The sequence below is a fragment of the Paenibacillus mobilis genome (assembly GCF_058267595.1).
The window spans coordinates 1-23,022 of record NZ_JBZCMS010000001.1 but is presented as its reverse complement, the minus strand read 5'-3'; the positions used below and the strand labels follow the sequence as shown (position 1 = coordinate 23,022).

The 23,022-nt window shown below is 51.3% G+C and carries 25 protein-coding genes; 4 read left to right on the top strand and 21 right to left on the bottom strand.

The window, feature by feature from the left end; all coding sequences use genetic code 11:
* Window positions 1–3 precede the first annotated feature (3 nt).
* From smc to AC3ZPD_RS00075, 11 genes are all read right to left on the bottom strand, one after another.
* Window positions 4–3,573, bottom strand: a complete 3,570-nt coding sequence (smc, locus tag AC3ZPD_RS00125; RefSeq protein WP_490982238.1) for a chromosome segregation protein SMC — start codon at window positions 3,571–3,573, stop codon at window positions 4–6.
* A gap of 196 nt (window positions 3,574–3,769) precedes the next feature.
* Window positions 3,770–4,471: a ribonuclease III gene (rnc, locus tag AC3ZPD_RS00120; protein ID WP_490982237.1), complete on the bottom strand. Its 702-nt coding sequence runs from the start codon at window positions 4,469–4,471 to the stop codon at window positions 3,770–3,772.
* A 14-nt stretch (window positions 4,472–4,485) separates the two neighbouring features.
* On the bottom strand, window positions 4,486–5,724 hold the full coding sequence (gene fabF, locus AC3ZPD_RS00115) for a beta-ketoacyl-ACP synthase II (protein WP_490982236.1): 1,239 nt from the start codon (window positions 5,722–5,724) through the stop codon (window positions 4,486–4,488).
* Window positions 5,725–5,863: 139 nt separating this feature from the next.
* Window positions 5,864–6,097, bottom strand: a complete 234-nt coding sequence (acpP, locus tag AC3ZPD_RS00110; RefSeq protein WP_068694558.1) for an acyl carrier protein — start codon at window positions 6,095–6,097, stop codon at window positions 5,864–5,866.
* Window positions 6,098–6,178: 81 nt separating this feature from the next.
* A complete protein-coding gene (fabG, locus tag AC3ZPD_RS00105) occupies window positions 6,179–6,928 on the bottom strand; it encodes a 3-oxoacyl-[acyl-carrier-protein] reductase (RefSeq protein ID WP_490982235.1) in 750 nt (249 codons plus the stop codon).
* A gap of 212 nt (window positions 6,929–7,140) precedes the next feature.
* Entirely contained in the window at window positions 7,141–8,079 is a 939-nt protein-coding gene (gene fabD / locus AC3ZPD_RS00100) for an ACP S-malonyltransferase (RefSeq protein WP_490982234.1), read from the bottom strand.
* 260 nt (window positions 8,080–8,339) lie between these two features.
* Window positions 8,340–9,326: a beta-ketoacyl-ACP synthase III gene (locus AC3ZPD_RS00095; protein ID WP_490982233.1), complete on the bottom strand. Its 987-nt coding sequence runs from the start codon at window positions 9,324–9,326 to the stop codon at window positions 8,340–8,342.
* Window positions 9,323–10,321, bottom strand: coding sequence for a phosphate acyltransferase PlsX (gene plsX, locus AC3ZPD_RS00090; RefSeq protein WP_490982232.1), 999 nt, complete (start codon window positions 10,319–10,321; stop codon window positions 9,323–9,325). Before plsX ends, AC3ZPD_RS00095 begins: the two co-directional genes overlap by 4 nt.
* Window positions 10,305–10,901, bottom strand: a complete 597-nt coding sequence (gene fapR / locus AC3ZPD_RS00085; protein WP_490982231.1) for a transcription factor FapR — start codon at window positions 10,899–10,901, stop codon at window positions 10,305–10,307. Before fapR ends, plsX begins: the two co-directional genes overlap by 17 nt.
* A 396-nt stretch (window positions 10,902–11,297) precedes the next feature.
* The gene (rpmF, locus tag AC3ZPD_RS00080; protein WP_094092478.1) at window positions 11,298–11,471 is read right to left on the bottom strand and encodes a 50S ribosomal protein L32; all 174 of its coding nucleotides are present in this window, start codon (window positions 11,469–11,471) and stop codon (window positions 11,298–11,300) included.
* Window positions 11,472–11,522: 51 nt separating this feature from the next.
* A complete protein-coding gene (locus AC3ZPD_RS00075; protein ID WP_490982230.1) occupies window positions 11,523–12,032 on the bottom strand; it encodes a YceD family protein in 510 nt (169 codons plus the stop codon).
* Between the two features lie 229 nt (window positions 12,033–12,261).
* Between AC3ZPD_RS00075 and AC3ZPD_RS00070 the strand changes: the two genes are divergently transcribed.
* On the top strand, window positions 12,262–13,515 hold the full coding sequence (locus AC3ZPD_RS00070) for a nucleotidyltransferase (protein WP_490982229.1): 1,254 nt from the start codon (window positions 12,262–12,264) through the stop codon (window positions 13,513–13,515).
* 72 nt (window positions 13,516–13,587) lie between these two features.
* Here AC3ZPD_RS00070 and AC3ZPD_RS00065 read toward each other — a convergent pair whose 3' ends face one another.
* On the bottom strand, window positions 13,588–14,616 hold the full coding sequence (locus AC3ZPD_RS00065; protein ID WP_490982228.1) for a SepM family pheromone-processing serine protease: 1,029 nt from the start codon (window positions 14,614–14,616) through the stop codon (window positions 13,588–13,590).
* Window positions 14,617–14,770: 154 nt separating this feature from the next.
* Between AC3ZPD_RS00065 and AC3ZPD_RS00060 the strand changes: the two genes are divergently transcribed.
* Window positions 14,771–16,000 carry a nucleoside recognition domain-containing protein gene (locus AC3ZPD_RS00060; RefSeq protein ID WP_490982227.1) on the top strand — a complete coding sequence of 410 codons (1,230 nt, stop codon included), beginning with the start codon at window positions 14,771–14,773 and terminating at the stop codon, window positions 15,998–16,000.
* A 50-nt stretch (window positions 16,001–16,050) separates the two neighbouring features.
* On the opposite strand, the gene coaD is transcribed toward AC3ZPD_RS00060, so the two are convergent.
* The 3 genes from coaD to AC3ZPD_RS00045 all read right to left on the bottom strand — a co-directional run bounded on the left by coaD (window position 16,051) and on the right by AC3ZPD_RS00045 (window position 17,890).
* Window positions 16,051–16,581 (bottom strand): pantetheine-phosphate adenylyltransferase, encoded by a 531-nt coding sequence (coaD, locus tag AC3ZPD_RS00055; protein WP_490982226.1) that lies wholly within the window; start codon window positions 16,579–16,581, stop codon window positions 16,051–16,053.
* Between the two features lie 47 nt (window positions 16,582–16,628).
* Entirely contained in the window at window positions 16,629–17,234 is a 606-nt protein-coding gene (gene rsmD, locus AC3ZPD_RS00050; RefSeq protein ID WP_490982225.1) for a 16S rRNA (guanine(966)-N(2))-methyltransferase RsmD, read from the bottom strand.
* Between the two features lie 434 nt (window positions 17,235–17,668).
* Complete coding sequence (locus AC3ZPD_RS00045; protein WP_490982224.1) at window positions 17,669–17,890, bottom strand: hypothetical protein; 222 nt, start codon at window positions 17,888–17,890, stop codon at window positions 17,669–17,671.
* A gap of 100 nt (window positions 17,891–17,990) precedes the next feature.
* Between AC3ZPD_RS00045 and AC3ZPD_RS00040 the strand changes: the two genes are divergently transcribed.
* Complete coding sequence (locus AC3ZPD_RS00040; RefSeq protein ID WP_490982223.1) at window positions 17,991–18,206, top strand: helix-turn-helix domain-containing protein; 216 nt, start codon at window positions 17,991–17,993, stop codon at window positions 18,204–18,206.
* A 250-nt stretch (window positions 18,207–18,456) separates the two neighbouring features.
* On the opposite strand, the gene AC3ZPD_RS00035 is transcribed toward AC3ZPD_RS00040, so the two are convergent.
* From AC3ZPD_RS00035 to AC3ZPD_RS00025, 3 genes are all read right to left on the bottom strand, one after another.
* Window positions 18,457–19,185, bottom strand: coding sequence for a LytTR family transcriptional regulator DNA-binding domain-containing protein (locus AC3ZPD_RS00035; protein ID WP_490982222.1), 729 nt, complete (start codon window positions 19,183–19,185; stop codon window positions 18,457–18,459).
* Window positions 19,186–19,299: 114 nt separating this feature from the next.
* Window positions 19,300–19,824, bottom strand: a complete 525-nt coding sequence (locus AC3ZPD_RS00030) for an accessory gene regulator B family protein (protein WP_490982221.1) — start codon at window positions 19,822–19,824, stop codon at window positions 19,300–19,302.
* Window positions 19,772–20,485 (bottom strand): hypothetical protein, encoded by a 714-nt coding sequence (locus tag AC3ZPD_RS00025; protein ID WP_490982220.1) that lies wholly within the window; start codon window positions 20,483–20,485, stop codon window positions 19,772–19,774. Before AC3ZPD_RS00025 ends, AC3ZPD_RS00030 begins: the two co-directional genes overlap by 53 nt.
* Before the next feature lie 193 nt (window positions 20,486–20,678).
* On the opposite strand from AC3ZPD_RS00025, the gene AC3ZPD_RS00020 reads away from it, so the two are divergent.
* Window positions 20,679–21,386 carry an Ltp family lipoprotein gene (locus tag AC3ZPD_RS00020; RefSeq protein WP_490982219.1) on the top strand — a complete coding sequence of 236 codons (708 nt, stop codon included), beginning with the start codon at window positions 20,679–20,681 and terminating at the stop codon, window positions 21,384–21,386.
* A 76-nt stretch (window positions 21,387–21,462) separates the two neighbouring features.
* Here the strand turns inward: AC3ZPD_RS00020 and AC3ZPD_RS00015 are convergent, their stop codons facing one another.
* From AC3ZPD_RS00015 to AC3ZPD_RS00005, 3 genes are read right to left on the bottom strand one after another with little or no spacing between them, the layout of a single operon-like run.
* Window positions 21,463–22,113, bottom strand: coding sequence for a lysozyme (locus tag AC3ZPD_RS00015; protein ID WP_490982218.1), 651 nt, complete (start codon window positions 22,111–22,113; stop codon window positions 21,463–21,465).
* A gap of 3 nt (window positions 22,114–22,116) precedes the next feature.
* On the bottom strand, window positions 22,117–22,344 hold the full coding sequence (locus tag AC3ZPD_RS00010; RefSeq protein ID WP_490982217.1) for a hypothetical protein: 228 nt from the start codon (window positions 22,342–22,344) through the stop codon (window positions 22,117–22,119).
* Window positions 22,345–22,346: 2 nt separating this feature from the next.
* Window positions 22,347–22,817, bottom strand: coding sequence for a phage holin family protein (locus tag AC3ZPD_RS00005; RefSeq protein WP_490982216.1), 471 nt, complete (start codon window positions 22,815–22,817; stop codon window positions 22,347–22,349).
* Between the last annotated feature and the right edge of the window lie 205 nt (window positions 22,818–23,022).

Genomic DNA, 23,022 nt, shown 5'->3' with positions numbered 1-23,022 from the left:
TCCTTAAGCAATTTCGGCTTCTTCGTCCTCCAGCTTGACGGATACCAGCTTCGAAACGCCGCCTTCCTCCATCGTTACGCCGTAAAGGACATCGGCTTCCTCCATCGTTCCTTTGCGGTGGGTGACCACAATGAACTGCGTTTGCTCCGAGAACTCGCGCAAATATTCGGCAAAACGGACGACGTTGGCCTCGTCAAGAGCGGCTTCAACCTCATCCAGCACGCAGAACGGCACCGGCTTGACCTGCAAAATGGCAAACAGAAGCGCCATCGCCGTCAAGGCGCGTTCGCCGCCGGACAGGAGCTGCAGGTTCTGCAGCTTTTTCCCCGGAGGCTGGGCCACGATGTCGATTCCGGTTTCCAGCAGGTTGTCCGGATCCATCAACACCAGATCGGCCCGGCCGCCGCCGAACAGCTTCGCAAAAACGATCACAAATTCCTTGCGGATCGCGTCAAAGGTCGTTTTGAACCGTTTAGCCATCTCTTCGTCCATTTCCTTGATGACAAGATATAAAGAAGATTTTGCTTCAACGAGGTCGTTTTTCTGCACATTCAGGAATTCATATCGCTCGGATACGCGTTCATATTCCTCAATCGCGCCGAGATTGACCTCTCCCAAAGCTGCGATAGCCCGTTTAAGGTCTCTGACGGCGGCCTGGGTCTGATCCGCATCTTCAGGAACGGCGTAGAGCTGTTTAGCTCGTTCATAAGTCAGCTCATAATCATCCAGCAGTTTCTTGAGGATGTTATCCAGCTCCACGTCGAGACGGTTGGCCTGAATTTCGGTTTGCAGCAGCTTTTCGTCGACGCTTTTGAGCGCGGCCCGCTGCTCCTTCGTTTCGCTTTCGCCTTCCTCCAGCTTGCGGGACAAAGCGGCGCGCGAGGCGCGCTTCAGCTCCAGCTCTTCGCCGGTGCTCTGCTTTTTCAGCTTATTTACGTTTAACTGCTCGGTCTGACGCACACTTTCCTCTTCGTTATGCTTCAGATCCTGCTCGATGGATTTCAAAATGCGGCGGTTCTGCTCCAGCTCGCGTTTCCGGGAGGTCACTTCCTCTTCCAGCCGCGTAAACCGGTCCTGCAGCGCCAGAGTCTCCTGCTCCAGCTTGCCTTCCCGGATCTTCAGATCCGTCAGTTGGGTTTGCAGCTCCTCTTTCGCCGATTCGCTCGCCTTGCGGGCAAACTCCGCGGCTTCGATCGACTGCTGCACCTTGCGCTCTTCCGCTTCAAGCTGAGTAAGTCGCTCAGCCGCAGCTTTGACAGCCGCATCCAGCTCCTCCGCCTCTTTCACGTAGTCGCCCTGCTCCCGGCCATACAGCTCAAACTGTTCGGTCACATGACGAAATTCGTGATCAAGCTGCTTCAAATCGCTCGCTGCTGCCTGTTCCTCGCCGCGTTTGCGGTCCCCGGCTTCGCGGAGCCGTTCCAGCTCGGTTTCGGCGTCCTGAATCTGGCTCCGCAAATCGGTTAAGCTTTGCCGGAGCTGGGCGATCATCGATTCACCCTGCTTGATATCGGCATCCAGCTGCTCAAGCTGGCGGTTTCTGCCGAGTAGATTGCTGTTTTTACGGTGCTGGCTGCCCCCGGTCATCGAACCGCCGGCGTTAACGACGTCGCCTTCCAGAGTAACGACGCGGAACCGGTACTGAAGACGGGCCGCCATTTTGTTGGCGTTCTCCAGCGTTTCGGCAATCACGACGCTGCCCAGCAAACTTCCGATAATGGACGCATATTTCGGCTCAAACCCTACCAGATCGGCGCCTACGCCCACAAACCCTTCCATCTGCTCCACGCTGCGTTTATCGCTTTCGGAAATATGGCGGGGTCTGATAACATCCAAAGGCAGGAACGTGGCCCGGCCAAGCTGACGCTGCTTCAGGAACGTAATGGCCTGGCGGGATACCTGCTCATTTTCCATGACGATATGCTGCATGGCAGCTCCGAGAGCCGTCTCTACCGCGATTTCGATTTTCTCGGGCACGTTCATCAGCTCCGCCACCGCGCCGTGCACGCCGTGAAGAACGGATTTTCGCGCGGCCTTCAGCACCTCTTTAACCCCATGGGCAAATCCGTCGTAATCGTCCTGCATTTCCTTCATCGTATCCCGGCGGGACACAAGCGCTTCCCGCTTCTGCTCCCATCGCCGGAGATTCTCCCGGCTCTCCTCCATAAGCTTCTGCAGGGAATGCACCTTTTCGCTCCCCGCTATGTAGCCGCTCCGAAGATCGGAAATTTCCTTGGCATGACGCTGCAGCACTTTCTCCAGTTCCTGCTTGGCTGCTGTCAGCCTTGACTGCTCCTCCCGCCACTTCGTGCCGTCTTCCTGGGCCCGCGACATGCGGCGCTGTACGGCTTCCTTCTGCTGCTCCCCGGTGCGGATGTCGTTGCGGGCCTGGGCCATATCGTTCATGATCCGCAGGAGCTCTCCCTTCAGCTCTTCCTCCTGGGCGCTGCTGATCCCTCCGGTTACGCCGACCAGCTTGGCCTCTTCAGCCGCAAGCACGGCCCGGACTTCATCCAGATTGGCTTTGGCGGCTTCATATTTCTGCTTTACGTATTCAAACTCTTCTTGTCTGCGTTTAAAGATTTCTTCGCTTGCGCCGATCGTTTCGGAAAGCTGCTGGCGGTTTTGCGTCAGGTTTTTGTGGCGTTCTTTAAGAACTTCACGGTAACCTTCGCTTTTCTCGAAACTTTCGCTGTATTGCAGCAAATTGCGCTGCAGCTCTTCAAGCTCCTCCTCGACCTTGCGCAGGGCGGAACGCTCCGTCTCCAGCTTGGCGTCATGAGCCGAAACGATGGCGGCCAACCCGGCTTGCTCCTCGCGCAGCGTCTCCAGTTTGCCGTTCGCTTCACTCCAAGATTTGTGGATTTGCTCGATCTGGTAGATATAAAGCGAAATTTCCTTATCCTTAAGCTGGCTGCGCAGCTCTTTGTAATGCAGCGCTTTCTCCGACTGCTCCTTAAGCGGGCCGATCTGATCCTCCAGCTCGCTGACCAGGTCGTGGATCCGCAGCAGGTTCTGCTCGGTGTCATCCAGCTTCTTGCGCGCTTCCCGCTTGCGGGACTTGTATTTGACGATCCCGGAAGCCTCTTCGAAGATGCCGCGCCGGTCCTCCGAGCGGGTGCTTAAAATTTCTTCGATCCGGCCTTGTCCGATAATCGAATAAGCTTCTTTGCCGATCCCGGTATCCATGAACAGCTCCGTAATGTCCTTCAGACGGCACGGCTGTTTGTTGATCAAATATTCGCTATCACCGCTGCGGTGTACACGGCGGGTTACCGTCACCTCGTTAAAATCGAGCGGCAGCGCCTGGTCGCTGTTATCCAGCGTCAGGGAGACCTCCCCGTAATTGACCGCCTTGCGGGCATCGCTGCCGGCAAAAATAATATCCTCCATCTTGCCCCCGCGCAGCGACTTCGCGCTTTGCTCGCCGAGCACCCAGCGGATGCCGTCGGAGATGTTGCTTTTCCCGCTTCCGTTAGGTCCGACTACGGCCGTTATGCCGCGTACAAATTCCATTTCCGTTTTATCGGCGAACGATTTAAAACCGGCCAATTCAATCCTTTTCAAAAACATACGTTCCAGATCACCTCTAAAGCCTATTGTACCACAGGTTTCCACCACTTTTGGACATCCGCTGCAATAAAATCGCAGAAGGCCTCCGATCTTCGCCGGATAAGGCCGAGAATCCGGAACTATCCGCCACGCCTTCGGACATCCTGCCTCTTTAAAACGATAAAAGGCGCCTTCTCCTGAGAGAAGGCGCCTTCCATTATTGTTCGATCGAGCTTAGCTCTTTCAGCGCGACTGCGGCAGCCTGCTGCTCCGCTTCCTTCTTGGAGCGTCCGGTTCCCCGGCCGAGGCTCCGCCCTTCCATATACACTTCAGATACGAATTCCCGTTCATGAGCCGGTCCGCGCTCCTCGACTATCCGGTATTCAAGAGCGCCCAGGTTATGATGCTGGGTAAGCTCCTGCAATTCCGTTTTATAGTCCGTGATCTGCATTTTGCCCCCGCCGAGATCCAGTTTCGGAAATACATGCTGGTCCAGAAACCCTTTGACCTTGTCCAGCCCCTGATCCAGATAGAGGGCGCCGACAAAGGATTCGAAAACGTCCGCCAGCAGCGCAGGTCTTGTCCGCCCGCCCGTCAGCTCTTCGCCTTTGCCAAGCAGCACATATTGCCCGAACTCCAGGTTTTCCGCCAGCTTCACCAGTGACGGCTCGCAGACGATCGCAGCCCGCAGTTTGGTAAGCTCCCCTTCGGGACGGTCCGGAAAGAGACGGTACAAATATTCCGAAACGGTCAGCTCAAGCACAGCATCTCCCAGAAATTCAAGCCGTTCATTATCGGCATGCTGGGCGAAACGATGCTCATTAACGTAGGATGCATGGGTAAAAGCCTGTTTCAGCAGCTGCCGGTCATGGAATTGAATATGAAGTTTATGCTGTAACTGCTTCAGATCTCCATTCAACAGACTAAACTCCCTTATGCTTCATATTTCTTCAGAATAATAGTGGCGTTGTGGCCCCCAAATCCGAAGGAGTTTGACATAACCACGTTTAGATCAGCCTGTCTTGGGGTGTTAGGAACATAATCCAGATCACATTCCGGATCCTGGTTGTCCAGGTTGATCGTTGGCGGAATTACGCCATGATTTAAAGCAAGGCCGCAAATGACGGCCTCAACGCCGCCGGCTGCGCCGAGCAAATGGCCGGTCATCGATTTCGTCGAGCTGACAGCCACTTTATAAGCATGATCGCCCAGCGCCATTTTAACGGCTTTGGTTTCGGAACGGTCGCCTACAGGCGTCGAAGTGCCATGGGCATTAATGTAATCAATTTCGCTCGGGTCGATGCCGGCATCCCGGATCGCCATCTTCATGCAGCGCGCTGCGCCGTCCGGATCCGGTTCTGTCATATGATGCGCATCGCCGCTCAGGCCGTAGCCGATCAATTCGGCATAAATTTTGGCGCCGCGCGCCTGGGCATGCTCAAGCGATTCCAGAACCAGAACGCCTGATCCTTCTCCCATAACAAAACCATCGCGATCCACGTCAAACGGACGGCTTGCCTTCTCCGGCTCATCGTTGCGAGTCGACATGGCGCGCATGGAGCAGAAGCCGGCCAGGCCCGTCGGGCGGATCGTGGCTTCTGCGCCGCCGCAGATCATCACATCTGCGTCCCCGCGCTGAATCAGCCGCATCGAATCGCCGATAGCGTGGCTGCCGGTTGCACATGCGGTCACCTGCGTGGTGTTCGGTCCTTTAGCTCCGAACATGATCGACATTTGGCCGGAAGCCATGTTGGCGATCATCATCGGAATAAAGAACGGGCTGACCCGTTTAGGGCCTTTTTCAAGCAAAATATTATGCTGGTCTTCCCAGGTGCCCAGACCGCCGATCCCGGAGCCGATCGAAACCCCGATCCGTTCCGCCTCGACATTATTGCCAATATCCAGACCACTGTCCTTAAGGGCCATGGAGCCGGCTGAAACCGCAAACTGAACGAAACGGTCCATCTTGCGGGCTTCCTTGCGGTCCATATAATTTTCAGGGTTAAACGCTTTGGCCGAAGCCGCAATACGCGTCGGGTATTCGCTGACGTCAAAGGCTTCAATCTGGCTAACGCCGGATTTGCCCGCCATCAGGCTGTCCCAAAATGTATCGAGGGTCTCCCCCAGGGAGGTTACAACCCCCATACCGGTTACTACTACTCTATGTTTCAAACACACTCACCTCGTATAGACGTCATGTGCAATATTGTCGTCATTATTAGTGTTATTGCTTAATTTCTTTTGATAAAAGTTGATAAAAATGAGGAGAAGTCCCGCCTGCTAAAAAGGAGGTACGGGACTTTTAGATGACTTAGGTATGAGATTGTATGTAATTTACAACTTCACCTACGGTCGTAATCTTCTCTGCATCTTCATCTGAAATTTCCAGATCGAATTCGTCTTCGAGTTCCATAACCAATTCAACTACGTCGAGAGAATCAGCACCCAAATCGTCTTTAAAAGACGCTTCAAGCGTAACTTCAGCCTCGTCGGCACCCAAACGGTCCACAACGATGCGTTTTACGCGTTCAAATACATCGGACATCCGGTTCACCTCCTCCATGGTATTATACGAGAATTGAAGTTAAAATGCCATAGTCTGTGAAACTCATGTGACGAAGCGAAATTACATGTACATTCCGCCGTCAACAAGTAGCGTTTGTCCCGTGATATAGCTAGCATCATCAGAAACTAGGAAAAGGACCGCCTTGGCCACTTCCTCAGGTTTTCCAAACCGCGAAAGCGGGATCTTAGCCCTCATTTTGGCCTTGATCTCCTCCGGAACTTCCTCGCTCATATCTGTATCGATAAAGCCGGGAGCCACGCAGTTCACCGTGATGCTCCGGGAAGCCAGTTCCTGAGCCGCCGTTTTGGTCAGTCCGATAACCGCTGCTTTGGCAGCCGCGTAGTTGGCCTGTCCAGGGTTGCCTGCTACGCCGGAAACGGAGGAAATATTGAGGATCCGTCCATGGCGCTGCTTCATCATCTGACGGGTAACGGCTTTGATCCCGTTAAACACGCCTTTCAGATTCGTTTCGATGACCTGGTCAAAATCTTCTTCCTTCATTCTCATGATCAGGTTGTCACGGGTAATGCCTGCGTTGTTAACCAGGATGTCAATGCTTCCAAACGTTTCAATCGTCCGGTTAACCATGTCTTCAAACTGCTTGGCATCCCCGACGTGGCACTGAACCGCAAAAGCTTTGACGCCCATGGCCTCAATTTCGCTGACCACGCTGGCAGCGGCCGCTTCATTGCCGGCATAGTTGACCACGACATTGGCACCCGCATTCGCAAGCGCAAGAGCGATACTGCGGCCGATGCCGCGGGAAGCCCCGGTCACAATCGCCGACTTGCCTTCAAGAGACTTCGTCATCAATAGGGTCTCCTTTCGTGAACTTAAATATAATCGCCTTTAGCACCGCCCTGCCCAAAAAGGAAAGCGGCCTGCTCCTTCGGCCTCCTGAAGCGGAAGGCCAAGGTGCCGCTGCAGCCGAAGCCCGGCGGGCTAAATGCCCCTCCCGCCGGCAGGATGCTTCACGGCTTACGCAAGGAATACTTGTTTATATTTTCAGGTACAACTGAAAGTCAGGCTTTCAGCAGTTCAGCAGCCTGCTTCACGGTCTCCAGAGAGTTGACGTTTACGGTGCGGACCGATTTGTCGATCTTTTTGACCAGGCCGCCCAGCACGCTTCCGGGTCCGATTTCCACAAAGGTATCGACACCTTGGCCGATGAGATAACGGACGCTGTCCTCCCATAAAACCGGTGAATATACCTGTTCTACCAGAAGCGAAGCGATGTTCTGCCCTTCAGCCAGCGGTGCTGCCGTTACGTTAAATACAACGGGAAGCTGCGCCTCCTGCAGAGATACCGAGGAAAGCTTGTCCGCCAACTTCTCCGACGCCTCTTTCATCAAAGAGGAGTGGAACGGACCGCTTACCTCAAGCGGTATCGCACGTTTGGCGCCGATCTCTTTCACGCGCTCCACAACCGCCGCCACGCCTTCCTTGCTGCCGGAAACGACGATTTGTCCCGGACAGTTCACGTTGGCCAGTTCAACCAGCGCTCCATTGCCGCTGATTTCGCTGCACAGCCCGGCAAGAGCTTCGCGTTCGGCTCCCAAAACAGCGGCCATCGCGCCTTGTCCGCCCGGAACCGCCTGCTCCATGAACTCGCCTCTTGCCCGCACGAGCGCCACCGCATCCTCAAAGGAGAAGACGCCGGCTGCCGTCAGCGCCGTATATTCGCCAAGACTGTGTCCTGCGGCATAATCCGCTTTTACGCCTTCCGCCAATAAAGCTTGCAACAACACATAGCTGGTTGTCAAGAGTGCCGGCTGCGTGTTGGCCGTTTTCTTCAGGTCCTGCTCGGGTCCTTCAAAAATTAAACCGGAAAGGCCAAATCCCAGCACGGCATCGGCTTTTTCAAACCACTCGCGCGAGGAGGAAGAAGCTTCATACATATCTTTGCCCATTCCAACCGTTTGGGAACCCTGTCCCGGAAAAACAAATGCGATTTTCCCCATGTCAATCACTCCTTAAATGCTCCCGCCAAGTATTTTCAAAAAAAACGTTCGACAAATTCAAGCCTGATTCCTTCCTGCAAACACGCCCGAAAAACGCCGGGATCTGCAGATTTCTCCAGACAAAATACCCCACAAAGTGAGGCCTTGTGCGGGCCTGCTCGGATACTTTGCGGGGCCGGAAATTTCCTAACAGCAGGAATGAGATGAACCGTCTTCCTTATAATGACCTAAGCAAATGAGTCCCTTTGCCAATAAACCTCTTACCAGACGAGCGTGGCCGCTCCCCAGGTCAAACCGCCGCCGAAACCGACCAGCAGCACTTTGTCGCCTTCCTTGATCCGTCCGCCTTCAGCCGCTTCGACAAGGGCAAGCGGAATCGAAGCCGCCGAGGTGTTGGCGTATTTATCCACGTTAATGACGCATTTTTCTTCCGGCAGGTCAAGACGCTGCATGGCGGATTGAATGATCCGGATGTTGGCCTGATGCGGAACAAACAGATCGATGTCTTCTTTGGCAAAGCCCGCTTTGCGGAGCACTTCGTCGGTAGCCGTCCCCATGACGCGCACCGCGAATTTGAAAACTTCCCGGCCGTTCATGTAAATATAATGTTTGCCGTTTTTGACGGTTTCTTCCGAGGCAGGATTTCTTGAGCCCCCTGCTTCCAGATTGAGCAGCGGCCCCCCTGTGCCTTCCGCACCCAAATCAAACGATTTGAAACCGCGGCCTTCAGGAACCGGCGCAAGCACGACAGCTCCCGCTCCGTCGCCGAACAGCACGCAGGTGTTGCGGTCCGTATAATCCGTAATACGGGACAAGGTGTCCGCACCGATGACCAGCGCATTGCCGTACATACCGCTGCCGATGAAGTTAACGGCCGTAGCCAAGCTGTAGACAAAACCCGAGCAGGCTGCAGACAGGTCGAAAGCGGCGGCTTTCTTTGCGCCAAGCTTCTCCTGCAAAATGCAAGCTGTGGAAGGAAACGCCATATCCGGCGTAATGGTAGCCACAATTATCAAATCAAGTTCTTCAGCTTTCAGTCCGGCCTTGTCCAAGGCTCGGCGTGCGGCTTCGTAAGCCAAATCCGATGTCGCTTGCTCGGGAGCGGCGATATGCCGTTCGCGAATCCCAGTACGGGAAACGATCCATTCGTCGTTGGTTTCCACCATCTTTTCCAGATCGGCATTTGTCAATACTTTCTCCGGCACATACATGCCTGTTCCAATAATCCCTACCGGCCGTAAATTCATTCGTGCGTCACTCTCCCGGTGATTTCCTTAGTTATACTTTCAATCAGTTGGCTTTGCAAGGCCGTGCGCGCCTGGCGCACCGCGTTTGTGATTGCGCTGGCATCCGAGGAGCCGTGTCCTTTAATGACCAGCCCGCTTAATCCCAGCAGCGGCGCTCCGCCGTGCTGCTGGTAATCCATTTTGTTTCTAAGGCCGCGAAGCGAAGGCATAAGCATCGCTGCGGCGAGCTTGGACTTCAGGTTTTTGCTGAACTCCTGCTTCATGACCGAAAACAGCGCTCCCGCCGTCCCCTCCAGCGCCTTTAATAAAATATTTCCCGCAAATCCGTCGCACACCAGGACGTCACAAGCTCCCGTGAGCACATCCCGCGATTCCACATTGCCCACAAACCGGATCGGCAGCTCTTTGAGCAGCGGAAAAGCGGCTTTGGTCAATTCATTGCCTTTCATCTCTTCCGTGCCGACATTCAACAGCCCGACCCGGGGCGATTGCAAACCATGCACTTTCTGACGGTAGATGCTGCCCATCAGTGCGTATTGTACCAGATGTTCGGGTTTGGCATCCATATTCGCTCCCAAATCCAGCGCCAGAACGCCCGTATCATCCATCGTTGGAAGCATCGGCGCGAGACCCGGCCGCTCTATCCCGTCCATCCGGCCTACCACAAGCAATCCGGTGGTCATAAGCGCTCCGGTATTCCCGGCGGAGATCATCGCCGCTGCGGCTCCCTCCCGAACAAGGCGGCCGGCCACAACCATGGAGGCGTCTTTCTTCCGGCGGACAGCCTTAACCGGCTCATCTTCGCTTTCAATAACCTCGCCGGCATGGTGGATAATCAGGTTGGAAGGCCGCTCTTTGAGCATGGGCTCAATGACGGCCTGGTCGCCAACAAGAATAATTTCGATGTCTTTCCATTGATTGGCCGCGGCAAGCGCGCCTTCCACCGTGCTCGCGGGGGCAAAATCCCCGCCCATCGCATCAATGGCTATCCGCATGCAAGGCCCCCCTTTCATTTCGTTCCGTCGCAGCCGAACGGTAAATGATAAAGTTCCCGTGGAACACCATTTCTTCTCCTACATACGTAAAAACCTCTACCTTGGCTTTCGCCTTGTTCGTCTGATTCGACCGGACATAAGCTTTCGCAATGCATTTTTCGCCCAAATGAACCGAACGCACGAATCGGATATCCGCCGAGGACGTCAGCGCGATTTCGTCATTGATTACGGCGACGGCCAGCGAATTGGCTTGGGCAAAAACATGATGCCCGCGGGCAATGCCCGTCCGGGAAAATACATGCTCATCGCGGATTTCAAAAATCGAAATCCCGCTTTTGTCGAGCTGCAGGTCCACTACTTCCCCGATAACCTCGTCCAGCGGGAGCGAGCGAACCGTATCGTAAGAACGTTCGGCCATCAGTTTCAGTCTCTCCCGAAGCTCCGGGATGCCAAGCTCAAGCCGGTCAAGCCGGATCGTCTGAATGCTGACCTTGAGCTGGCGGGTCAATTCCTGGTCGGTGACAAAGGGGTTTTCTTCTATAATCAAAGCGAGCTTCTGCTGCCGTGCTTTCTTTGGCAATCTTTCTATGGGTGCCGCCTCCTTCTTGGCAAAGGCGTAAGCGCCTTTCCACCGGCATGCTGTAAGCCTCGTAATTATTAGTATAACGGATAAAAAGTCCGTATCGCCAATCGGACAGGCCGCCACCCTGACGATGGCCGCCTGTTCATCGGCTTGCCGATTCAAAGGCCCGGTTGGTTAGAACCAGGTACTAAACCCAGTATAAAACATCCTTCTCCAAAAAGAAAGGGAACACCCGGCAAAATCCTGATCAACCCCTTCCCGCACAAAAAAATAGCACCCCACCGTCAGGTGAAGTGCTATTCCCATTATCCTCCCAAACCGGAATCTGCATGATGCCGATCCCTATGGCGGAAGGTTCAAGTCAGATTTACCAGAAACGTCAGCTTAAGAAAACTACGCTTTGATAACTTCTCTCGATTTGTATGTTCCGCAAACTTTGCAAACGTGGTGAGCAAGTTTCAATTCTCCACATTGTTCACATTTTACCATACCCGGTACAGCCAATTTGAAATGCGTGCGGCGTTTGTCGCGGCGCGTTTTGGACGTTCTCCGTTGAGGTACTGCCATGATTCCCACCTCCTTATTTAAGTCAACCCTATAGGCGTGTTTCAACAATTATCATTTAAAAAAATCTTTGAGTGCCGCAAGGCGCGGATCAACGGCAGTTGTATCGCAGCCGCATTCGTGCTCGTTGAGATTGGTTCCGCATGCCGGGCAAAGTCCCTTGCAATCGTCCCTGCAGACCACCGCAAACGGAAGATTCAGCATTAAACTTTCCTCCAAGTAAGGGACGAGATCCACACTCTCGTCTGCAACATAGATGGCTTCGTCATCCATGTCCGCTTCCTCCTCAGGCTCTTGTCCATGTATAAACCGTTCCTTAAAGTCGATATCAATAACGCGGTCGACTGGCGTAAGGCATCTGGAGCAGGCTACATGAAGCTCTGTCTTCAGCGTCCCTCTCACCTCCACCATATCTTCGCCGGCAGAATAAAGCTGCAGGTCGGATACGAGCGGAGAAATCGAGGAAACATCCTTACGGTTTCTGATCAGTTCCGATACATCCAAAGACTCGTGAAACTTTGTCGGCCCTTCGGCGGATGCTGCTTTGCGAAATTGAAAGTGCATGATCATCACTCCAAACAAACAAAAATAATTATACCGATCATATCAAAGATTTGTCAAGAATTTCTCTTGATATGTTCTTGGGCTAGCATACCGCAAAGCCGGCTGTTTTAGACGTATTTAAAACCGCCGGTTAATCATGTTATAGTACAAATACTTCGTCAGGGCAAGACAAACTGCCGGCAAACGGCGGCAAATCGCAATCGGCTTTATGAAAAAGGAGATTTTGACCTTGAGAACCGTCGGTTTAATCGTTGAATATAACCCGCTGCATAACGGGCACGTCCACCATTTCCGGGAAGCGAAACGCCTCACCGGCGCCGAGGCGTCGGTGGCCGTAATGAGCGGCTGCTTCCTGCAGCGGGGAGAACCCGCCGCCGTGGACAAATGGACACGGGCGGAAATGGCGCTCCGCATGGGCGTAGACCTGGTGCTGGAGCTGCCCGTGTCTTATGCGGTACAGCCCGCCGAGTGGTTCGCCTACGGCGCCGTCAAGCTGCTGGACGGCACCGGCGTCGTCACCGACCTGTGCTTCGGTACCGAGGCGGGCGATTTGGCCCAGCTCCTGCCGCTGGCGGAGCTGCTGGCGGGCGAAAGCGGCGAGCTGAAAGCCGCGCTCGCCGTGGAGCTGGCCGGCGGGGCCAGCTACCCCGCCGCTTTCGCGGCTGCGGCGGCACGGCTCGCCGCGCGCGAGTTTGGCGCGCCGGGCCAGGCGGCGGCGCGCGAAACCCTGATGCAGCCCAACAACAGCTTGGGGCTGCATTACCTGATCGCGCTGCGCCGGCTCGGCAGCGCGATCAGGCCGTCGTCGATCCCGCGCACGGGCGCCGGGTATCACGACGAACAGCCCGGCGAAGGCGCGATCGCAAGCGCGACCGCTGTCCGCCGGCTGCTTGCCGGCCCGGGCGGGCTGGACGCCGCCCGGCCTTACCTCCCCGCCTGGACCGCGGAGCTGCTCGGCCGCGAATTTGCGGCCGGGCGCGGCCCGGTCACGTGGGAGCATTTCCGCGCTCCCCTGTTCCATCAGCTCCTGCTCCAGGGCCCGCAGGAGCTGGCACGGCATCAAGAGGTGACTGAGGGGCTGGAGTACCGCCTGCAGAGAGCGCTCCAAACCCTGGAGTTCCCCTCTGTAGAATCCCTGCTGGAAGCGCTCAAAACACGCCGGTACACGCGCACGAAACTTCAGCGCATGCTGGCCCACCTGCTGCTGGGACATACCAAGGAAATGCTGTCCCCGTCTGCGCTTGGGCAAGGTCCGGATTACCTCCGGGTACTCGGCTTCAGCCGGACCGGCCGGCAGCTGCTGGCCGTTATGAAAAAGACGGCTAAGCTGCCCGTCATCACCCGGACGCCAGGTCAGCCCTATCCGGGACTGCGACTGGACATCCAGGCTGCCGCGCTCTATGAAAACGCCCTTTCCGCGGCCGGAGCCGGAACCTCCGATTGGTTCCGGGATTACAAACAGCCGCCGCTCAGGAGCGAGTAACTTAAGCTCCCAAGCGGCGGCTTGATTTTTTTTAACGATGGATTCATCTACTTCCGATCCGGTCTGCTTCGTTTATTCGCCGACAGCCTTCATTTGCTTTAGGTAATTCAGAGCATCGTCAAGCGTTTTGACCGGGATAATTTTCATCGAAGTGCCGATGCTTTGGGCTTTTTTCTTGGCATCCGCGTAGTTTCCTTCCGGCACAAAGAAAACCTCCGCTTTCTCACGGTTGGCCGCCACGATCTTGAACTGGACGCCGCCGATTTCCCCGACATTGCCGTTTGCGTCGATCGTCCCGGTCCCGGCAATCCGGTGGCCTTTGCTCAGGTCACCCGGCGTAAGCTGGTTATAAATCTCCAGCGTAAACATCAGCCCGGCGGAAGGACCGCCGATATCCGTTTTGGCAAAGTTCACCTTTTTCCCGGCATCGCTGCTGACAATATCCACCCTCTGACCGATCGACAATCCAAGTCCTGCGCGAATTTCGCCGGTGGTGGAATCTTTCAGCTCCACGAGCTCTACATCCTGGCTGATTTCCTTGCCGTTTCTCATCACTTTTACCTGGACGTGATCGCCGGGTTTCTTTGCCGACAAAATGGCCGACAAGGTTTCGAACGCTTTGATCGGTTTCCCGTCCACGCTGGAAATGATGTCATTCGCCTGGAAATCTCCTTTGGAGGTGACGCCCTCCGCATGTCCAAGCACGGATACGTACTGCGGTTCATTGGCGTATTTGACGCCGGCTTTTTTATAAGCCGCTTCGATCGCGCTGGACTGAGAGCCCGTCATATAGGAAACCTGCAGCGCGCTGTATTCGGCTTCGTTCCGTTTCGGCTTCGGGTCTACCTCCGCGTTTTTGTCAAGCTTGGCCGCTAAATAATAAATCACATTGGCATACCTGGAAGAGACGGTGGTCAGCATAAACGTGCCTTTCTCCTCCTGATCTCCCTCCGTGATCGACACCATCGGCTTCACCTGTTCAGCCGTCCCCGGCTGATAAATGATGTAGGGCAGCGGCATAAATACCAGCACATACAATAATAAGATAAAAACAACCCCGGCCAAGGCGGGGCGCAGAATTCTCCAGCTTTTTCCGTTCATGCCGCTTCTCACTCCTCCTGTTGTCTGCTTGGTCTGTTCATTGGACAAACCGCATAACCATAATTTAGGACGCCGCTGACCTGCGGGTGTTCCACTGTCCCTTTTTTCCCCAACCGTTGTCAAAGACCATTCTTATTCAAGAGGTGCTGAACCCATGAACAACTTTTCCGAAACATCTCCCGGCGGCAAAGGTTCGTTATGGACGACCTTCTGGCTCGGGTTATGCGCCGTTATCCTTGTGGCCTGCGTCATTTATGATCCCGGAAAAGCGTTTGACGCCACCCTTCAGGGACTTACCGTCTGGTGGCATATCGTTTTTCCCGCCCTGCTCCCATTTCTTGTGCTGGCGGAAATGATGACGGCCTACGGACTGGTACACGGATTAGGCGTTTTGTTTAATCCTTTGACCAGACGGCTGTTCCGCGTTCCGGGGGAAAGCGGTTTTTTGCTTCCGCTTGGTCTTATAGCCGGGTTCCCTGCGGCTGCCGATTCGGCAGCCAGGCTGCATGGCCAGGGCAAATTGACGGCAAACGAGGCCTCAAGGCTTTCAGCTGCGGCTCATTTCTGCAACCCTATGCTGATAGTCGTGGTGATCGGCACGGGGTTTATGCATACTCCTGCGCTTGGCGTGCTCTTGGCCGTTATCCATATTGCGGCTGGACTGGCAGCCGGACTGACGTCCGGCTGGTTGAGCCGCCCTTCGGGCAAGATTCCTCCTCAGGGCGTTTCCAGGGCCCCTGCCGGACCTCAAGCATCCCTGCTCAGGCAGACGGTCCGCAGCATCGAAAACGCACACCGGCTTGACGGGCGAAGTTTCGGCCGGCTCCTTGGCGACACCGTCTCCACCTCAGTCCAAACCCTGCTTAGCGTGGGCGGTTACATGCTGATTTTTGCTTTGGTCATCCAGGTGGTTTCGCGAATATTGCCAAAAGGGTTCCCGGATTATGTAATCCCGGCGCTGCTGGAGGTTCATCTCGGCAGCTTCAGGCTGGCCGAATCGGGGCTATCTTCCCCCGCGCTTCAGGCGGCTTTGATTGGAGCCGGACTGGGCTGGGGAGGATTATGCAGCTATTTTCAGGTCAGGGCGGTTCTTAAACCCGCGGGAATCCACAGCAGAGGATTCCTTCTCGCCAGACTGCTGCATGGCGCCTACGCTTACCTGTTTACCTTGCTGGTCTGGAACCCCGTGACTTCCCTGTTCCCCCATACGGTGCCCGCCTACCGGGATAACGATGTAACTTTCGCAACCCAAAACGGCCTCTCGTTGCCCGGCTGGCCGCAAACCGCCGAAATGCTGTTCTGGCAATCCGCCTTGTTTGCCCTGATGCTTGGCGGTCTTATCTTATTTGCTTTCATTTGGAGACGTAAAACCCGGCAGCTTTAAGGCTAGGTTAATAGTTCTGCGGATATCAAAAAACGAGCAGAAAATCAGTTTCAGCGCCGTTCAGCCATTTTTACCTTTAAAGCTGCCTCTACCTCAGGCGGAACCAACGTGGATACATCCCCCTCAAACATCGCAACTTCCTTTACGACACTTGAGCTGAGGTAAGAGTATTTCGGGTTGGTCATCATAAAAATGGTCTCGACCTCGCTCGCCAGCTTGTGGTTCGTCGAAGCCATCTGCAGCTCGTATTCAAAGTCCGTTACGGAGCGAATGCCTCTGACGATCACGCCTGCGTTTTTATTGCGCATATAGTTCACCAGCAAGTCCCGGAAGCTGTCCACTTCGACATTGGAAAGATGCCGGGTGGACTGCCTCAGCAGCTCCTTGCGTTCCTCGACGGTGAATAAAGGTTTTTTGCTCAAGTTATTCAAAACCGCCACGATTAAAAGATCAAACTGTCTTGCCGCCCGCTGGATAATGTCGATATGCCCCATCGTTACGGGATCAAAGCTCCCGGGATAAACGGCAACCCTTAAAGGTCTTTCTGAGCCGGATACGCTGCTATTTGCCTCGGTGTTCATAAAATCTCCCCTCAAGCGCCCGTTTGTTCCGGACGGAGTTTTATTATCTATAAAAGTTCCCTTACGCTGCCGTCCGATTCCCCGGTTTGCTCCATTTCCCCGGTTTCCCGCCTGTAGATCGAAACGGCTGTTTCGCCGTAGACGGCTTTCCTAGTCAAATGGAATCCGCCCACCGTATCGGGATATTCAAAGGCAGATTCATATTCCAGCATGACAACCGCATCATCAGCCGCAAGCCCAAGCTCCTCCATGCGGAGCATCAGCTCGGCCCCGTGTTTCAGCCGGTAAGGCGGGTCCAGGAAAATCAGGTTAAAACGCAATTCCCGTTTGGCCAGAGCCTTCAGCGCCCGTTCGGCGTCATTTTTATAAACCTCGGCCTGTCCCTCAAAACCCGCCTGCTTCAGGTTGGCTTTCACCGTTTCTACCGCCTTGAAATCCATATCGATAAAAACACCCTTGTCCATTCCCCGGCTGAGCGCCTCGATGCCAAGCCCTCCGGTTCCGGCAAACAAATCCAGCACGTTTCCTCCGTCGAAATAAGGCCCGACCATACTGAAAATCGCTTCCTTGACCTTGTCGGTCGTAGGCCTCGTCCCCATGCCGGGAACGGCTTTTAGCGCCCTGCCGCGGGCGCTTCCCGAAATTACACGCACATTATTCTCTCCTTGTCTGTCGCCACATGCCATGCCGTGTCCTCAATTTATGTCGATATCTTACCACAAACCACGGCCGCTTGAAAAATACATCCGCCCCGCCACAGCCTTTTTTTGGCGGGCCATGTATATTCCGGCATCCGCCGGACATAATGAAGATATCGACATCACCAAATGTCGTAGACAACCGCGGAGAAGACTTACGTTTCCCCATAAGATCTTCATCCGGTTTCTCCTCTCCCATGATGGGTGTCCTGAGAATGGGCACCCGGACAAAAGCCCTTGTATCAAGGTTTTATACGAGGGTTTTTGTCCTTTTTTTATTTCGGGTGGCAAAAAAGGTGGCAAAAACATAATTCATCGCTTCTATAACTCAAATTTGTATAACACTGTAATAAAAAAAGCAGCTCTGAACGAAGCTGCTTTTTAACTATTTAATTGGCCATCAATTTTAGTGTCTCAGCAATTAAACTAGCCTTCTCTTTATTATGGATTTCTTCTAGCCTAAAAAGCATGCCTCTAATATTTTCAGTACATCTTTCATTTAAAGCTTTTAATATCTCCCTAAACAGAATATTGAATTCCTTATTTTCGGTTTCGTATTTAAATAGTATTTCTTCGATCGCTTCATCCATACTGTCTAAGTTGAATGTCATGAACCTTCCCCCAATTATTAACTACAATATTACCCATTCAATTTTATGCGTGGTATAATGACCATCAGCATCACCCCATGCCTAAAAGGAGTCTTAACTAATGGTTAAACTCGCCCGTGGGAGATGCCGACTAAGGTACTTACTGTCTCGGAAAAATATGTCTCAAGCTGAATTAGCCAGGCGATTGGGTTGCTCAAGAGCCCAAGTTTCCAACTGGGTAAATGATAGGGAGCCGATCCCCTGGGATATCGGTTTGAACATCGCCTCTATTTTAGATTGTCGATTGGATGATCTTTACGAGATAATATATACCTGAGCCTGTCGGCTCTCCTTGGGCGTCGTATAGTATATGCTATACATAATTATTGTCTCGGTACTTGAATTCTTCCTCTTCGCCTATTCTCCTTTCTATACATAATCACCAAATGCTTTAAATCATCTAATCTTTATTATTTTTTCCATATTTATCATATCATAGGACTAATGTAGTGTATTGTCGTTTATTGTCGCCATTCGACAGCTGTCTTCCTAGTCTCGATTTTTCTTGACATTATAATACTTCAATGCTACATATCGCCCAACAATGTTCTAAGAGTCTTCACTTTTGATTTGGCGATATCTGCAACATGTTCGGAATTCTTAAAGAAAACTGTCGCACCGTAAAAACTTTCTTTTATCCCTTGGACTTGAGACACGTTGACAAGCACTCCGTTGTGTGCCGGATAAAGTGCAGGCATTGCTTCTATACAAGCCTGAATAGTTAGCCCTATTGTGTACTGATTTTCATTTGTAATTATTCTAGGTACATAATAATTCTTCTTTGGTTCCCACATCTCAATTCTTAGTACGTCGGCAATATTTATTAGTTCCCCTCGACCTAGCTCGCCCCCGCCGGAATGAATTTTCTGCACCAGAACCAATCTCTTGTCTTCTTCTACATCGTTCAGTTCTGAGACGAAATTTTCCCATTTAGATATTCCTTTGAAATTCATCCCCGTAAATTCTGTACTGCCTTTAAAATATGCTCTTCCTCCATACTGACCAATCTCTATACCATCTATCTGCTTAACATTAACCAAATTATAATTGTCCAAAATCCTGAAGGTTGCCAGAGAGGAAATGCACTCTTCGAGAGTGGTTATTACTGTGAAAGACCCATTCAATGTGTTATAGAGTGGAACTTTGTAATTACTCTTAGGCTTCCAAACACTGATACTCAGAATGTCCCTTTGAAAAAAGGAGTACCGTCGTGGATACTCCTTTTCTTCAACTTCAATTCCGATTATTTCATTCAAATTGATCACTTCTTTTTTAATTCTTTTGGCAATGGCAGGGAACCAATCAGAGTTTTGGCTACCTTCTTTGTGTTTTCCTTTTCGATCTTCTTCGAAATGAATCTAGCTGTTTTTTTATTCAATACGCCCACCTCCCTTCAATGGAATAATTAATAAAGCTTGGGCTAAGAAAGCCAAGGTAATGACGTCAATATTAAACAGCGTGGCTGCAATGGCAAGTAGCAAGGATATTGTTTTAAATGTTTTACGGTCACGATGGAAATTTACCTCATCATAAAAAACAGGGGATAGTAGCAGCATAATTAATAAAGTAAAACTATTAAAAATATATCCCATAATATCGTTAAGGGTTATAAGAGGAATTAGAGCAGCACCAATACCGCTTACAATGGAACATAATGTTATTGGCAAATGCCGTCCACCCGAATATTTCCTAATCAACATAAAGTAAAACAGGCAAACAAAAGCATCTAATAAGGTATGTAAAATAAGACCAAATATAAAAGTACACAATACACCGGCATACCAATTTAACTTTAACCCTATTCCATATTCCAGCGTTTCAACGCTCCCTGGGCCGTCCGGATCAGCTTTCTTTATTTCGATTGCGATATGCCGCGACAGCCTTTCTAATATCATCTTTGTCCCTCCATGATGAAAAATAAATTGAAATTCCAAATGATAATAAGGCAGCCAATAGCAGCCCAAAAGGTATCTGTTCAAACAAGAAAATTAAATTTAAGATAATTGTGATTGAAGAGACGATAACACTGAGAAGGACGACACGATTTTTGTTTTCTTTGTAATCTTCTTTGCTTAAAAAATCATGGGGAGGCACAACGATAAACGTGAAGCCCAAGTTTAAAAACTTTAATGCCGCAGCAATTACCAAAGCTATTACAACGAAAGAAATTTGTAATATGTATAGTTCCAGGCCGCTGTTTTTGGTTATGACACTGGAATTGGCCATATCCATCCAAGTATATAAATAATAGATGATGAGTTGGATTGCGAAGTAAAATTCCAAGCCAGCTCCGCTAATAAAGGCTGCCAAATGACTCCTGATCCGCAAAGCGTATCTAAAAAACAAAATGTAAAAAATATATTGAAACGGCAAATCGAATTCCGGTACGTTAAATACCATTCTCATCAAATATGAAAATAAAGCTATAAAAATGGTGAGCAGTCCAATTCTGTATCTATACTCCCACATAGGCAGCATGTACAATTTCAGAATCAGCGAGACTGCTGCTAAAGAATCAATTACTCCAAGGCCTATAAAGATGCCAGCACTAACCATTAATCCTCAACCCTTCACCTGTTATAAATCAATTATACGGCAAAGAATGACGCATGTGCAGGCAAATATGGACAAATTATACCACAAACACATGTTCTTTCTTCATAGGTAATTAATACAATTTATGTAGTAAATTTTTCCTGCTTCTGATAGACTATTTTTGTTATAAATTATCAGTTTAGGGGGAAATGGTTTGAAAGCATTAAAAATTTTGGGTTGGATATTTGTTCCGTACGTCATGATTTTCGTCCAATGGAAAAAGCTTAACGGGGTCTTAAAGGGGTTAGGTATTGCGTGGTCAGCTATCGCTCTCATTATTGGAATCGCAGGAGCTAGTGGTGGTTCCAGTACGACGGATAATACTTCAGTTTCCGCATCCGTCTCTGAATCGGTCTCTGACACCCAGGCATCAACTGAACCGGCAGAATCAATCGCCCCATCCGTTGCCCCTACAAAATCGCCTGAAGAAATTGCGAAGGATGAGGCCGAAAAACAAGCAAAGGCTAAGGCCGAAGCTGACGCTGCGGCAAAGGCTAAAGCTGAGGCTGATGCAAAAGCAAAAGCCGAAGCCGAGGCAAAAGCAAAAGAGGCAAGTATCCCTAGGGAATATAAAGCCGCTTTAGAAACAGCGGAACAATATGCAGAAACTATGCACATGTCAAAGGCAGGCATTTACGATCAGCTGACTTCTGAATATGGAGAGAATTTCCCTAAAGAAGCTGCTAAATATGCCATAGATAACATTAAGTTTGATTGGAAGGAAAATGCATTAAAACAGGCACAATTATATGCCGAAACCATGAATATGTCAGATTCGGCTATTTACGATCAGTTGACTTCTGAATATGGAGAGAAATTCACCAAGGAAGAAGCTCAGTACGCAATTGATCATTTAGAATAAGATAAAGAAGCCTGCTGACCAATTAAGGTCAAGCAGGCTTTTCGATTTTAACAAGCGCTTGGAAAAATGAATGCCTCTATTTTCTGACACGTAAACCAATCGCAAGAGTACGCCAGCCCTCTAAAGTAAATGTTGGATCACTGATTTTACCACCCAGGTCTGCTGATCCAAATTCCAAAACGAACCACTTAGGGGCAGGGACCTTTTCGGCTGCCTTTTCTAATTTTTCCACACGGTTAAGCAGTTTATCGAATGCTGCCTTTTCGGTTGCTGTCATAGCTTCGTCCTCCTTTTTGTTGAAAAGATCAAATTCGGCTTTACGACGCCTTACAAGCCCAGCCAACACCGTTCCACTGGACTTATTATAGGCTGTGATGTGTTCCGCAATTTGTCCGATTGTCCGACCTTTACATAGGCTCTGGAGATTCCCAGGTCCGCAGTTATAGCAAAAGCTCACCAGGGCGTCAAACTGATTTTGCGTCAGTTGTTCAGTGACAGGCACATAAACAGGGTTGTTTACGTAACTCTCATATTTCCCCATGTCTTCGGCAAGTATGGTCTCCGCCTGCTTCTGCGTAATCTTCATGCCTGCTTTAACGTCTGGCCCGTAATGCCCATAGCCAATCGTGTAATATTTTTCGGTTTTCACGGGCTTGTACGCCGTAAGACTGCATCCTTCAAAAGACTTGATAAGATCAATTCCAGCTTGAGAAAGTTTACGGCTCAATGATTATTCCTCCTTCTTTTTGGCGAACTGGTAAGCCCCAGTAGCTGACAGCCCAATCACCGATATTAAAATTAGCTTCGTCTGAATCCAATCTGGAACCAAAACAAAAGCAGCCGCGATGAGTACGGCTGCAACGTTAATCCATTTATCTTTTAATCCAAATCCCCTTGTTACCCCGACATATGCTGCAACTAAGGCTGCCAGCGTCAAAATATCATTTGATACGTCCAAGCTTATTCTCCCCTTTCATTTCCATTCCCTTTTTCGTTAAGCTGCTTCAGGAAGCTTTTGAGCTTCTCGGGCAAAGGAACATTCAGCTTGCCCAAATTCTCAGCTACCGAGAGACCTTCACGACCGGCGTAAAAGTAAACCGCTGCTGTCCGGAAGATAGGCGCTCCAGGCTGTAGCCAATCGTCCAACATATCGCATAAGCCAATCACAAAAAGGACGGTCGCCTTTCTGACGCCTCCCCAAAACATAATATCTGAATCTAAGTTTTTGGACTTGATAGCACCCAGCAAACCCGTTACGTAATCAATTACCATCGCGATTAAAAGGAATTTCAGCGCCCCGTCCCACCCGCCAAGCCAATCTGAAGCAATAATCCCACTGGTTGCAACCAAGCTGCGAAACGCAACGTCCTTTCCGCTGTTTCCAACCGATGCAGCAGCGATATGGTAAACAAATTCTCTAATCTGGTTCATTTGCTCCCCCGTTTACTTTAAAATGAAAGCCCCCGGATCGGATCCGAGGGCAAAATAAAAACGCCTTATTTGGCGCTGCTGTTGTTGCGCAGTTTCATCCAAATACGCATAAAAATAGCGCTCCGATTATTCAGGCGCTTTAAAAAGATAATTATTAAATCCTAGGCGGTTGTCAGGATCGGAGGCTACCATGTCCGCTTTTATT